This is a genomic window from Kineococcus rubinsiae (genome assembly GCF_011839805.1).
Lineage (GTDB): Bacteria > Actinomycetota > Actinomycetes > Actinomycetales > Kineococcaceae > Kineococcus > Kineococcus rubinsiae.
Genome location: NZ_VWPY01000004.1, coordinates 74,131 through 87,657 on the forward strand (window position 1 = coordinate 74,131; position 13,527 = coordinate 87,657).

General features: G+C 75.0%; 8 protein-coding genes and 1 pseudogene. 7 read left to right on the forward strand and 2 right to left on the reverse strand.

Annotated elements, in window-relative coordinates; genetic code table 11:
• Window positions 1-6 precede the first annotated feature (6 nt).
• Both F1544_RS04190 and F1544_RS26115 read right to left on the reverse strand, forming a co-directional pair.
• On the reverse strand, window positions 7-1,212 hold the full coding sequence (locus tag F1544_RS04190; RefSeq protein WP_308469870.1) for an NADH:flavin oxidoreductase/NADH oxidase: 1,206 nt from the start codon (window positions 1,210-1,212) through the stop codon (window positions 7-9).
• A 155-nt stretch (window positions 1,213-1,367) separates the two neighbouring features.
• Window positions 1,368-5,435: a bifunctional nitrate reductase/sulfite reductase flavoprotein subunit alpha gene (locus F1544_RS26115; RefSeq protein ID WP_308469871.1), complete on the reverse strand. Its 4,068-nt coding sequence runs from the start codon at window positions 5,433-5,435 to the stop codon at window positions 1,368-1,370.
• 208 nt (window positions 5,436-5,643) lie between these two features.
• On the opposite strand from F1544_RS26115, the gene F1544_RS04200 reads away from it, so the two are divergent.
• The 7 genes and pseudogenes from F1544_RS04200 to F1544_RS26120 all read left to right on the forward strand — a co-directional run bounded on the left by F1544_RS04200 (window position 5,644) and on the right by F1544_RS26120 (window position 13,507).
• Window positions 5,644-7,035, forward strand: coding sequence for an MFS transporter (locus tag F1544_RS04200; RefSeq protein WP_167582407.1), 1,392 nt, complete (start codon window positions 5,644-5,646; stop codon window positions 7,033-7,035).
• A 53-nt stretch (window positions 7,036-7,088) separates the two neighbouring features.
• Entirely contained in the window at window positions 7,089-7,433 is a 345-nt protein-coding gene (locus tag F1544_RS04205; RefSeq protein ID WP_167582409.1) for a molybdopterin oxidoreductase, read from the forward strand.
• A 52-nt stretch (window positions 7,434-7,485) separates the two neighbouring features.
• A complete protein-coding gene (gene nirB / locus F1544_RS04210) occupies window positions 7,486-10,032 on the forward strand; it encodes a nitrite reductase large subunit NirB (RefSeq protein ID WP_373368055.1) in 2,547 nt (848 codons plus the stop codon).
• The gene (locus F1544_RS04215; RefSeq protein ID WP_167582414.1) at window positions 10,029-10,361 is read left to right on the forward strand and encodes a Rieske (2Fe-2S) protein; all 333 of its coding nucleotides are present in this window, start codon (window positions 10,029-10,031) and stop codon (window positions 10,359-10,361) included. Before nirB ends, F1544_RS04215 begins: the two co-directional genes overlap by 4 nt.
• Window positions 10,358-11,637: pseudogene (gene cobA / locus F1544_RS26785) on the forward strand (uroporphyrinogen-III C-methyltransferase). The gene F1544_RS04215 and the pseudogene cobA overlap by 4 nt, the downstream one beginning before the upstream one ends.
• Window positions 11,634-12,782, forward strand: a complete 1,149-nt coding sequence (locus tag F1544_RS04225; protein WP_167582416.1) for a uroporphyrinogen-III synthase — start codon at window positions 11,634-11,636, stop codon at window positions 12,780-12,782. The pseudogene cobA and the gene F1544_RS04225 overlap by 4 nt, the downstream one beginning before the upstream one ends.
• Window positions 12,779-13,507: a sirohydrochlorin chelatase gene (locus F1544_RS26120; protein ID WP_167582418.1), complete on the forward strand. Its 729-nt coding sequence runs from the start codon at window positions 12,779-12,781 to the stop codon at window positions 13,505-13,507. Before F1544_RS04225 ends, F1544_RS26120 begins: the two co-directional genes overlap by 4 nt.
• The last annotated feature ends 20 nt before the right edge of the window (window positions 13,508-13,527 follow it).

The following is a 13,527-nucleotide window of genomic DNA, read 5'->3' on the forward strand; positions in this document are numbered from 1 at the left end:
CGGGGCTCAGGCGTCCAGCAGGCTCCCCGCCGCGACGGAGGCCGGCGAGGCCTGCGCCGGCAGCCGAACCACCTGCGGCTCCTCGGCGACGGGCCACCCGACGCTCGGGCCGTGGCCGCGGAAGTTCTGCAGCCAGAAGCCCCAGTCGCGCGGGACGAGGTCGAAGGGTTCCGTCGTCCCCAGCTCCCGCGCGGCCCACACGGGCCAGTGCGGGTTGGCCAGCGCCGGCCGGCCCAGCAGCACGAGGTCCAGCGCGCCCGAGCGGATCGCGGCGTCGGCGTTCGCGGGGACCCCGAGGTTCCAGCTGGTCGTGACCGGGATGCCCACCTCGCGCTTGAGCCGGGCCGCCCGCTCGACCCAGGCGCTCGGGTCGTTCCAGATCGGGTCGGTCATCTCGTCGGTGTTCCCGCCCTGGCTGATGTCCGCCAGGTCGAGGCCGTGCTCCTTCATCCAGCCGATCGCGGTGATGGACTCCTCGAACGTGACGCCGTCGGGGTGGAAGTCGTCCGTGCCCAGGCGCATCGTCAGGGGCAGCCGCTCGGGCCAGACCTCGCGCACCGCGTCGAGCGCCTCGAGCAGGAACCGGGCGCGGTTCTCCAGCGAGCCGCCGTAGGCGTCGGTGCGGTGGTTGGCCAGCGGGGAGAAGAAGCTCGACGCCAGGTAGCCGTGGGCGAAGTGCATCTCCAGCCACTCGTAGCCGGCGTCCAGGGAGCGGCGGGCGGCGTCGGCGTAGCTGCGGTGCAGGGCCTTGATCTCCGGCACCGTGAGGGCGTGCACGGGGTAGGGCCGCTTGCCGCAGCCGTAGGGCACGTCGGAGGGACCGGAGACCTGCCAGCCGTCCGGGTGCTCCGGCGGCAGCTGCAACCCGCCCTCCCACGGCGGCACCTCGCTGCCGTTGCGGCCCGTGTGCCCGAGCTGGATGCCGGCGACCGCCTCCATGCCCCTGACCATGGCCGTGACGCGGGCGTGCCCCTCGACCTGGTCGTCGTCGTAGATGCCCGCGCAGTGCACCGTGGTCCGGCCCTCGGGGGCGATCGCCACCTGCTCGGGGAACACCAGCCCGAAACCCCCGGACGCGCGGGCGCCCAGGTACATGAGGTGGAAGTCGTCCATCTTCCCGTCCACCGAGCGGTACATGGTCATCGGCGACATCCCGATGCGGTTGCGCAGGGTGACGTCCTTGATGGTCAGCGGGCTGAAGAGGTGGGCCACGAACGCCTCCGGAGGGGTCGGCTCCTGCCGCCGACGGGGGTGACGGCCAGGGGGTGCTCCGACTCTGCGCCCGGGAGGTTCCCGCGGTGTTGCGCCGGCCGACCCGTCCCGTGAACTCCACCTCTCAGGCCGGCGGGAGAGCTGAGAGGTGCGCCTCAGTAGACGTCGCGGACGTAGCGCTTCGCGCGGGCGAGCTCGCGCACGTGCTCGGCCGCGTCGTCCGCCGACAGCCCGCCGTGCGTCGCGACGACCTCGCGCAGCGCCGCGTCGACGTCCCTGGCCATGCGCGAGGCGTCGCCGCACACGTAGACGCAGGCGCCGTCCGCGATCCACTCCCACAGCTGCGCGCCGTGCTGGCGCATCCGGTCCTGGACGTAGACCTTCTGGGGCTGGTCGCGGGAGAACGCCAGGCTGAGCCGCGTCAGCAGGCCGTCCTCGCGGTGCGCCTCGAACTCGTCGCGGTAGTACCAGTCGGTCTGCGAGCTGCGCTCGCCGAAGAACAGCCAGTTCGGGCCGCGGTGGCCGTGCGCGCGGCGGTGCTGCAGGAACGCCCGGAACGGCGCGACGCCCGTGCCGGGGCCGATCATCACCAGCGGCGCGTCCGGGTCGGCCGGCGGGCGGAACGACGGGGAGGGCTGCAGGAACACCCGGACGTCCGTCCCGTCCGCGCGGTCGGCGAGGAAGGCGGAGCAGACGCCGTGGCGGCGGCGCTCCGGGGCCCCGAAGCGCACGGTGGACACCGTGAGCTGCACCTCGTCGGGGTGGGCCTCGGGGGCCGACGAGATCGAGTACTGCCGCGGCTGCAGCGGCTTCAGCGCGTTGCGCCACTCGGCCGGCTCGGCGCGGGCGGGGTACCGGTGCAGCACGTCGAGGGTCTGCCGTCCCCAGGTCCAGGCCGCGACGTCGGCCGGGGTGCCCGCGAGCACGCGGGACAGCTCGTCGTCGCGCGTGCGGGCGGCCACCAGGCGCAGGAACTCCGCCGACGGGCGCAGCAGCTCCAGGTGGTGCGTCGCGGCCGTGCGCCAGTCGGCCGTCGCACCGTCCGGCAGGGTCGTCGCCTGCTCCGGGTCGATGCCCGTGAGCTGCAGGAACTCCGCGACGGCGGCGGGGTCGTTCACGGGCCACACGCCGAGGGAGTCGCCGGCCGCGTGGGCGAACTCCGCGGTGCGGGCGAAGCCGACCTGCCGGACCTCCTTCGACGACCCGGGGGCGTTCAGCCGGACGTTGCGCACGACCTGGCTCGCGTAGGGGTTCGCACGCCCGAACGCCGGGGGCCGGCGGGCCTGCGCGGGCACGACCGGGGTGGTGGTCCCAGGGGACGGGGCGGCCTCGCGGGACGAGGCCGGTGCGGCCGCGAGGAGCGCGAGCACCCGCTCGCCCCACTGCTCCACCTTGTCCTCCTCCCCCGGTTCGCAGTCGACGCGCTCGAGCAGGCGGCTGCCGCCGAGCTCGGCGAGGCGGCCGTCCAGGCGGCGTCCGTGCCCGCAGAACTCCGAGTAGCTGGAGTCGCCCAGCGCCAGGACCGCGAACCGCGTGCCCGGCAGGCGCGGGGCGCCGTCGGCCGCGAGGGCCGACCAGAACGCCTCGCCGTTGTCGGGGGCTCCCCCGTCGCCGAACGTGCTGGTCACCGCGAGCACCGTGCCGGCCGCGGCCACCCGCGCGGGCTCCAGCGCGTCCATCGCGACGAGGTCGACCCCGATCCCCGCCTCCTGCAGCGTCGCCGCCACCGCCGCCGCGTGCTCCTCGGCGGTGCCGGTCTGCGAGGCCCAGGCCACGAGGACGTCCGGCGCGGCCGCCGCCGGGGCGTCCGGCACCCGCGAGGTCAGGCCCGCGAGGTAGCCGTCGAGCCAGGCCCGGGCGTCGGCGTCGAAGGGGGCGGAGGCCGGCAGCACGGGCACCCCGTGCGGGCGCTGCTCGAGGGCGTGCAGGAAGCCCCCGAGGTAGCGGGTCTGCGCGGCGTCCAGGGCGGGCGGTCCCGTGGCCACCAGGACGTCGGCGCTCGGCGTCCGGGGCGCGGGGACGGCCGCGGCGACGCGCGTCAGGGTGACGGCGCAGACCTTCAGCTCGGGCTGGAAGGACACGGGGTCCACGGCGTCGTTGGTGACGGCGTTCACCGCGAGGTCCTCGCCGAAGAGGTCGCTCCAGTGGAACGGCGCGAAGCAGCTGCCCGGGGCCACCCGGTCGGACACGCGCGCCGGGAGCACCGCCCGGCCGCGCCGGGAGGCGACCTCGACGCGGTCGCCCTCGCCGATCGCCAGGCGCGCCGCGTCGTCGGGGTGGACCTCGACGAACGGCCCGGGGTTCAGCCGGTTGAGCTTGGCGACCTTCCCGGTCTTGGTCAGGGTGTGCCACTGGTGCGGCAGGCGGCCCGTGTTCAGGACGAAGGGGAAGTCGTCGTCCGGCATCTCCGCCGGCGGCAGGTGCGGGCGTGCGTGGAACACCGCCCGCCCCGAGGGAGTCGCGAAGGCCAGCGCGGGCACGGTGCCGTCGGGGTGGACGAGGAGGTCCCGACTCACCCCGTCGTTGAGGTAGCGCACGGGGTGGCGGTCGGCGCCGTCGTCCGGCGGCGCGGGCCACTGCACGGGGCCGCGGCGCAGCCGCTCGTGGTCGACCCCGCGCAGGTCGTAGCCCGTGCGCGGGTTGGCGAAGGCGCGCAGCTCGTCGAACACCTCGGCGGCGCTCGCGTGCGCGAAGTGCTCGCCGAAGCCCATGGCCCGCGCCACGCGCGCGATGAGCTCCCAGTCCGCCAGGGCGTCCCCGACGGGGTCGGCGGCCTGCTGCAGCAGCGTGAGGGTGCGCTCGGAGTTGATCGAGACCTGCTCCGACTCCGCCCACAGGGCCGCGGGGAGCAGCACGTCGGCGTAGGCGGTCGTCTCCGTGTCGGCGAAGGCGTCCTGCACGACGACGAACTCGCAGGCCTCCAGGCCGGCGACGACGGTGGAGCGGTTCGGCACCGACGCGACGGGGTTGGTGCAGATGATCCAGCACGCCTTGACCTCCCCCGACGCCATGCGGGAGAACAGGTCGACCGTCCCGGAGCTGACGTCGGTGCGCAGCATCCCCGGCGCCAGGTCCCACAGCTCCTCGGTGAAGGCGCGGTCCGCCGCGTCGGTGACCACGCGCTGGCCGGGCAGCCCGGGGCCCATGTAGCCCATGTCCCGCCCGCCCATGGCGTTCGGCTGTCCCGTGAGGGAGAAGGGGCCGCTGCCCCGCCGGCAGATCGCGCCCGTGGCCAGGTGCAGGTTGACGAGGGCGTTGGTGTTCCAGACGCCGTGGGTGCTCTGGTTCAGCCCCATCGTCCAGCAGCTCATCCAGTTCTCCGCGCCGCCGATGAGCTCGGCCGCCCGCCGCAGGTCGGCCTCGGCCAGGCCGGTGATGCCGGCCACGACGTCGGGCGGGTACTCGGCCAGCAGGGCCGGCAGGTGCTCCCAGCCCTGCGTGGAGCTCGCGATGAACTCCTCGTCCAGGTGCCCGCCCGCGGCCAGCAGGTGCAGGAGCCCGTTCAGCAGCGCCAGGTCGGTGCCCGGCCGCACCTGCAGGAAGAGGTCGGCCGCCTCCGCCGTCGCGGTCCGCCGCGGGTCGACGACGATCAGCTTCGCCCCGGCCCTGACCCGGTCCATCATGCGCAGGAAGAGGATCGGGTGGCAGTCGGCCATGTTCGCGCCGCTGACCAGGAAGACGTCGGCCGCGTCGAAGTCGTCGTAGGAGCCGGGGGGCGCGTCGGAGCCCAGGGACTGCTTGTAGCCCGTCCCGGCGCTGGCCATGCACAGGCGCGAGTTCGACTCGAGCTGGTGGGTGCCGAGGAACCCCTTCGTCAGCTTGGTCGCGAGGTACTGCGCCTCCAGCGACATCTGCCCGGAGACGTAGACGGCGACGGCGTCCGGGCCGTGCTCGGCGGCGAGCTCGCGGAAGCGGCGGGCCACCCGCTCGACCGCGTCGTCGACCGCGACCGGGGTCGGCGCTGCTCCGCGCTCCTCGCGCACCAGGGCGGTCGTGGCCCGCCCGGGCGCCGTGAGGACCTCCGCGCTCGTCGCGCCCTTGGTGCAGAGGCGGCCCGCGTTGGTGGGGTGAGAGCGGTCTCCCGTCACGCCCGCGACCCGGCGCCGGCCGGTGGCGGGGTCGACCGCCACGTCCAGCACCATCCCGCAGCCGACGCCGCAGTAGGAGCAGGCGCTCTTGACCTGCGTGAGAGCCTCGCTCCCGGGACCCCTCGCAGCGTTCACGCGCACAGTAGACGGGGCCGCGGTTGCCGGGTCGTTTCCCCCGTGTTGCGCCGCGGGTGCGGGCACCTCTCACCGCCGGCGGGACCCGGAGAGGACATCGTCACACCGCCGCAACGGTGGGGGTCACCCGCTGTAACGCGCCCTGCCTAGCGTTCGCGACGCCCGCTGCACCGCCTCGCTGACCCCCGCTGCCCGAGGAGACCACACCATGGCCGTCAGCACCGACCGCGACGCCCCGCCCGGGACGATCACCGTCCCCCGCCGCGGACGCTGGATCGACCAGTACGACCCGGAGGACTCGGCGCAGTGGGCGTCCACCGGGCGGCCCGCCGCCCGCCGCAACCTCTGGCTGTCGATCTTCGCCGAGTTCCTAGGCTTCTCCGTCTGGCAGCTCTGGACCATCGTGACGCCGCAGCTGGCCAAGGCCGGCTTCACGCTCACCCCGGACCAGCAGTTCTGGCTCATCGCCATCCCCAACCTCGTGGGCGCGACGCTGCGCTTCCCCTACACCTTCGCGGTGCCCCGCTTCGGCGGGCGCAACTGGACGATCGTGTCGGCGCTCCTGCTCGTCGTGCCGTGCGTGGGCCTCGCGGTCGTGGTGCAGCGCCCGGACACCCCGTTCTGGCTGCTGGTCCTCGTGGCGGCCACGGCCGGCGTCGGCGGCGGCAACTTCGCCTCCAGCATGGCCAACATCTCCTTCTTCTTCCCCGAGCGGGAGAAGGGCGCGGCGCTGGGCCTGAACGCGGCCGGCGGGAACCTCGGCGTCGCCGTGGTCCAGCTCGCCATCCCGATCATCATCGTCGTCGGCGGGGGCTTCGCCCTCGACCGCGCGGGGCTCGTCATCATCCCGCTGGCCCTCATCGCCGCCGTGCTGGCCTGGCGGTGGATGGACAACCTGTCCAGCGCCCGCGCCGACTTCTCCGGCTACGCCGCGGCCGTGCGCAACCGCAGCACCTGGATCGTGTCGTTCCTCTACATCGGCACCTTCGGCTCCTTCATCGGGTACGCGGGCGTCTTCCCCACCCTCATCAAGAGCCAGTTCCCGGACGTCGTCTTCGACTGGGGCTTCATCGGCTTCGCCCAGGTGCCGCTGACGCTGGCCTTCCTCGGCGCGCTCGTCGGGTCCATGGCCCGCCCCTACGGCGGCCGCCTGGCCGACCGCGTCTCCGGCGCCCGCGTCAGCATCGCGGCCTACGGCGTCATGGCGCTGGGCGCGGTGGGGGTCATCGCGGCGCTGTCGGTGCGCAGCTTCGCGTTCTTCTTCGCCTCCTTCCTGCTGCTGTTCATCGCCAGCGGGGTGGGCAACGGCTCGGTCTACCGGATGATCCCGGCCATCTTCCGGGCCGGCGTCGACCACGCGGACCCGGTGGCGATGACGATGGCCAAGCGGCAGGCCGCGGCCTGCATCGGCATCGCCGCGGGCATCGGCGCCTACGGCGGGTTCATCGTCCCCCGCGTGTTCGCGAACTCGATCACCGACTACGGCTCGCTCGTCCCCGCGCTGGTCGTGTTCATCGGCTTCTACGCCGTGTGCGCCCTCGTCACGTGGGCCGTCTACGTGCGGGGCCTGGCCACCCGGTTCGCCGGCACCAGCATCTGACCCCGCCGCGCGACCCCCGAGACCAGCGCCGCCCCGAGACCAGGAGAGACCCGATGACCACTGCCCGCTTCCTGCAGGGGGCCCACCCGTTCACCGGCGCCGGGCTCGAGAAGCTCGTGCCCCTGGCCGGCCTCGACGGCTACACCGTGCCCGACGGGGCGCGCGCGCAAGCCGTGTACTTCCGCGGCGGCAACTCCTGCGACGAGATGGTCTCGGTCGTGCTGCTGCGCGACGGGGTGGCCATGCGGTGGTTCCCCATCGCGGCCAAGGGGGCCGTCCACGTGCCGCTGCGCATCGTGGAGGACGTCGAGGCGCCCTCCACCCTGGAGCTGCGCGTCGCGGCCCCGGAGGGGGTCAGCGGCACCGTCGTCGTCGACCTGGGACTCGTGGAGGTCTGAACCCGTGACGCTCACCAGCTCAGGCACGCAGACGGGCACCGCGCAGCTGCCCGTGCAGCGCGCACACCGCCGTCGCCTCGTCGTCGTCGGCAACGGCATGGCCGGCGCCCGCGCGGTCGAGGAGCTCCTCGAGCGCGGGGGGCGCGACCAGTTCGCCATCACGATGTTCGGCGACGAGCCGTACGGCAACTACAACCGGATCATGCTGTCGCACGTGCTGTCCGGGGAGGAGGACGAGGACGGGATCTTCCTGAACTCCCTGCCCTGGTACGCCGAGAACGGCATCGACCTGCGGGCCGGGGTCCGGGTCGACCGCGTCGACCGCTTCGCCAAGGTCGTGCACGACGCCGACGGCGGCCGCACGCCCTACGACGTCCTGCTGATCGCGACGGGTTCCTCGCCGTTCTTCCCCGCCATGGAGGGCATGCACCGCGACGACGGGACGATGCTCGACGGGGTGTTCGGGTTCCGCACCCTCGACGACGCGCGGGCGCTGCTGAACTCCGCCAAGGTGCACCGCAGGGCGGTCGTCATCGGCGGCGGGCTGCTCGGCCTCGAGGCCGCACACGGGCTCGCGACCCACGGGGTCGAGGTCGACCTCGTGCACTCCCCCAGCCACCTCATGAACCAGCAGCTCGGCCCCGAGGCGGGCCGCGTGCTGCGCGGGCGCATCGAGGCGCTCGGCATCCGGGTCCACACCGGGGTCCGGACGAAGGGCCTGCGCGGCACCGACCGCGTCACGGGTGTGGAGCTGCCCGACGGGACGGTCCTGCCCGCGGACCTCGTCGTGGTGGCGGCCGGCATCCGCCCCAACGTCGACGTCGCGGTGCGCTCCGGCCTGGACGTCCAGCGCGGCATCGTCGTGGACGACCGGATGCGCTGCAGCAGCGGCGAGGACGGCGACGAGGGGCCTGCGGACGGCGTCTACGCCGTGGGCGAGTGCGTGCAGCACCGCGGCCAGACGTACGGGCTCGTCGCCCCGCTGTGGGAGCAGGCCGGCGTGCTGGCCGACCACCTCACGGGGACGCGCCCGGACGCGGAGTACCACGGCACCCGGACGTCGACGAAGCTCAAGGTCGCGGGTGTCGACCTCGTGGCGATGGGCCTGGCCGGGCCCGAGCGCGACGGCGACGAGTTCGTCGTCTTCTCCGAGCCCTCCCGCGGGATCTACCTCAACGTCGTCGTGCGCGACGAGCGGCTCGTCGGCGCCACGCTGCTCGGCGACGTGCGCAAGACGGCGTTCCTCACCCAGGCCTTCGACCAGGGGCTGCCGCTGCCGCAGGAGCGGATGGCGCTGCTGTTCGACCTCGGCGCGCCCTCCGACGACGTGGGCGTCGCGGAGCTGGCCGACGACGCGCAGGTCTGCAACTGCAACGGCGTCAGCAAGGGCACGATCGCCGGGGCCGTCGCCGACGGCTGCTCGACGGTCGGCGCCGTCATGGCGAAGACCCGCGCGGGCAAGGGCTGCGGGTCCTGCAAGACGCTCGTGGAGCAGGTCGTGCAGTGGGCCGCGGGCGGCGACCTCGCCGTCGACGAGTCCGCCTCGTGGTACGTCCCGGGAGTTCCGCTGGCCAAGCCGGAGCTGATGACCGCGATCCGCGAGCGCCGGCTGAAGTCCGTCTCTGCGGTGTTCCGGGAGCTCGCGCCGGGCGGCGCCGAGGACGCGAAGTCGAAGATGGGGCTCACCTCGCTGCTGCGGATGATGTGGCCCGAGGGCCTGGACGAGGAGGAGCGCGACGGCCGGTTCATCAACGACCGCGTGCACGCCAACATCCAGCGCGACGGGACGTTCTCCGTGGTCCCGCAGATGAAGGGCGGCGTCACGAGTGCCGACCAGCTGCGCCGGATCGCGGACGTCGCCGACAAGTACGACGTCGGCATGATCAAGGTGACGGGCGGGCAGCGCATCGACCTGCTGGGGATCCGGAAGGAGGACCTGCCGAAGGTGTGGGCGGACCTGGGGATGCCCTCGGGCTACGCCTACGGCAAGAGCTTCCGCACTGTGAAGACCTGCGTGGGAACCGACTTCTGCCGCTTCGGCCTGGGCGACTCGACGAAGCTGGGCATCGACATCGAGACCCGCTTCCAGGGCGTCGAGACCCCCGCGAAGCTCAAGCTCGCGGTGGTGGGCTGCCCCCGCAACTGCGCCGAGGCGTACGTGAAGGACGTGGGCGTGGTCGCCGTGGGTTCAGGCCGCTGGGAGGTCTACGTGGGCGGTGCGGCAGGGGCGTCGGTGCGCAAGGGCGACCTGCTCGCGACGGTGGACTCCCCCGAGGAGGTGCTGGCGCTGACGGGCCGGTTCATCCAGTTCTACCGCGAGTGGGGCAACTGGCTGGAGCGCACGTACGAGTTCGTCCCGCGGCTCGGGCTGGAGCGCGTGCGGGCCGTCCTCGTCGACGACAGCGACGGCCTCGTGGCGGGTCTGGACGAGCGGATGCAGCAGACCGTCGACGCCTACCGCGACCCGTGGCAGGAGGGTGCGGAGCCCGTCACGCCCGGGCAGTTCCGCTCCTCCCTGCCGCTGGTCGACCTGCCGCTGGTGCCGCGGCGCCCCGCGGGGGCTCCCGGCGGCCTGGCCATCTCGGAGGTCGCGCGGTGAGCGCCACCACGACCAGCCACCGGGTCTGCCCGCTGGCGGAGATCCCCGTCGGCGAGGGCCGCGCGTACGTCGTGGCCGGCGAGCAGGTCGCCGTGTTCCGCCACCGCAGCGGCCGGGTCAGCGCCACGCAGGCGCGCTGCCCGCACGCGGGGGGTCCGCTGGCCGACGGGCAGATCGACGAGGGCGTCGTCGTGTGCCCGCTGCACCTGAACGCCTTCGACCTGGCGACGGGCGGCTCGACCGGCGACCAGCCCGCCCTCGCGGTGCACGCCGCCACCGTGGACGCCGACGGGACCGTCAGCGTGCAGCTCACCGGGAGCGCGTCGTGAGGAACCCCTACCCGCTGCACCTGGACCTCGCGGGCCGGCGCGTCCTCGTGGCGGGGGGCGGGCCCGTGGCCGCCCGCCGCGCGCGAGACCTCGTCGACGCCGGGGCCGACGTGCTCGTGGTCGCCCCCCAGGTCTGCGAGGACCTGCGCGACCTGCTGCCCCGGCTGACCTGGGAGGCCCGCGAGGCGGTCGCCGCCGACGTCCTGGGCGCGTGGCTGGTGCACACCGCGACGGGCGACCCGCTCGTGGACGGCGCCCTCGCGGCCGCCGCGGACGCGCAGCGCACGTGGTGCGTGCGCGCCGACGACGCCGAGGCGTCCGCAGCGTGGACGCCGTCGGTCGTCCGCCGCGACGGCGTCACGGTGTCCGTCAGCGCCGGCGGTGACCCCCGCCGCGCCCGCTCGCTCCGCGTCGCGCTGGGGCGGTGGCTGGACTCCGGCGCCGCTCCCCTGCGCCGCCGGCGGCCCGGCCCCGGGCGCGTGGTCCTCGTGGGCGGCGGGCCCGGCGAGGTGGACCTGCTGACCGTGCGCGGGCGGCGGCGCCTGGCGAGGCCGACCTCGTCGTGGTCGACCGCCTCGCCCCCACGGCCGTCCTCGCCGAGCTGGGCGAGGACGTCGAGGTCGTCGACGTGGGCAAGACCCCGGACCACCACCCGGTGCCGCAGCACGAGATCAACCGGATCCTCGTCGAGGCCGCGCAGGCCGGGCGCACCGTCGTGCGCCTCAAGGGCGGCGACTCCTACGTGCTCGGCCGCGGCGGCGAGGAGGTCGCGGCGTGCCGCGCGGCCGGCGTCGCCGTCGAGGTGGTGCCCGGCGTCACCTCGGCGTTCTCCGTGCCCGCCGCGGCCGGCATCCCGGTGACCCACCGCGGCACCGCCCGCTCGGTCACCGTGACCAGCGGCCACAGCGAGGACGGCCGCGACGCGCTCGACCACGCCACCCTGGCCCGCCTCGACGGGACGCTGGTCGTCCTCATGGGCGTCTCGATGCTCCCCTCGATCGCGGCGGGGCTCCTGGCCCACGGCAAGGACCCGTCGACCCCCGTCGCCGTCGTCGAGGACGGCTGGTCGCCCCGGCAGCGCACGACCACGGCCCGCCTGGACCGCATCGCCGACGTCGCCGCGGCCGCGGGGGTCCGCAACCCGGCCGTCGTCGTCGTCGGGGCCGTGGTGGACCTGGCGGCGGTCCTGGGGCCCGCGAGCGCCCCGGTGCCCGCCCCCGACCGCGGGGACCACGTCGCCCGCGACCCCGGAGACCTCTACCGTCACGTCTCGTGAGCGAGCCCACCACCGAGTCCCCGCCCACCGCGAACGACGTCCGCCCGCTGCTCGGCGTCACGATCGGCGTCACGAGCGACCGCCGCTCCGGCGACATGATCGCCACGTTCGAGCGCAAGGGCGCCCTCGTCGTGCACGCGCCCACCATGCGCATCGTCCCGCTGACCGAGGACGAGAAGCTCGTCGCGGACACCCGCGACGTCATCGACGACCCGCCGGACGACGTGCTGGTCACCACGGGCATCGGGCTGCGCGGGTGGGTGGAGGCCGCCGACGCCGCGGGGCTGGCCGGGCCGCTGCTGGAGACGTTCTCCCGCGCGCGGCTCATCGCCCGCGGCCCCAAGGCGACGGGCGTCATCCGCGCCAACGGGCTGCGCGAGGCGTGGTCGGCGGCCTCGGAGCAGACCGCGGAGGCGGTGCAGCACATGGTGTCCGAGGGCGTCGCCGGGCGCTCGGTCGTGGTGCAGCTGCACGGGGCGGCGGACGAGGACCAGCTCGCGCCGCTCGTCGCGGCCGGCGCCCGCGTGCGGGGCGTGTCGGTCTACCGGTGGCTGCCGCCGGACGACCCGGCCGCCGTCGACCGCCTCGTGGACCTCGTCGCCACGCGCCGCCTCGACGCCGTCACGTTCACGAGCGCCCCCGGCGCCGTCGCCCTGCTGGCCGCGGGCCGCGCCGCGGGACGCCTCGACGAGCTGGTGGCCGGGATGCGCGACGGCGGCGTGGTGGCCTGCGCCGTGGGCGACGTGACCGCGGAACCGCTGCGCGCGGAGGGGATCGAACCGCTCATCCCGGACCGCTGGCGCCTGGGCGCCCTGCTGCGCACCCTCACGGCCCACCTCGCGGAGCACCCGCAGGCCTGCCTGCGCACCCGGCAGGGGACGCTCGTCGTGCGGGCGCAGGCCGCGGTGCTCGCCGACACCGTGCTCGAGCTCGCCCCCGGCCCCCTCGCCGTGCTGCGCCGCCTCGCACAGGCCCGGGGCTCCGTGGTGACGCGCGAGGAGCTGCTCGCGGTGCTGCCGACCGGCGGTGACCTGCACGCCGTGGAGGTCACCGTCGCCCGGCTGCGCACGGCGCTGCCGAGCGCCGACCTGGTCAAGACCCTCGTCAAGCGGGGGTACCGGCTCGACGTGGAGGTCCCCGCGTGAACGACCCCGTCCTCGTCGCCTGCTCCCACGGCACCCGCTCCGCCGCCGGCCGCGAGGTCGTCGAGGAGCTGCGTGCCGCGGTCCGCCGCGCCCGGCCCGGCCTGGAGGTCCACGCCGCGCACGTCGACGTGCAGGAACCCGAGCTGGGCGCGGTCCTGGCCGCGCTGACCGCCGCCGGACGCACCTCGGTGGTCGTCCCCCTGCTGCTGTCCAGCGGTTACCACGTGCGCGTCGACATCGCCGACGCGCTGCGGGACAATGGACCTCACGCGGTAGCCGCCCCCGCCCTCGGGCCCGGCGACGCCGTGACCGACGTGGTGGTGGACCGCCTCGAGCAGGCGCTGGGCTCCCCGCTGGCCGACTTCGACGGCGCCGTCGTCCTCGCCGCGGCCGGGTCCTCCGACGCGCGCGCCGCAGCGGACGTCGACGCCGCCGTCGCCTCCCTGGGCCGGCGCCTCGGCCGCCCCGTGACGTCGGGGTTCCTCTCGGCGCAGACCCCGACCGTGCCCGAGGCGGTCGCCGCGGCGCGGGCCGCGGGCGCGTCCCGGGTCGCCGTGGCCGGCTACCTGCTCGCCCCCGGCGTGTTCTCGGCCCGGCTGGCCGCCGCGGGCGCCGACGTGGTCGCCGCACCGATGGGCCCCCACCCCGGCCTGGTCCGGCTCGTGCTGGACCGCTTCGACACGGCCGTGGCCCAGCTCGCACCGCAGACCGTGCCGGCCTCCTGAGGGCCGGGCGGAGGAGGTGC

Coding starts and splice junctions, on each gene's coding strand:
- F1544_RS04205 (WP_167582409.1), top strand. CDS start 7,089: ATGACCACTGCCCGCTTCCTGCAGGGGGCCCACCCGTTCACCGGCGCC.
- F1544_RS04200 (WP_167582407.1), top strand. CDS start 5,644: ATGGCCGTCAGCACCGACCGCGACGCCCCGCCCGGGACGATCACCGTC.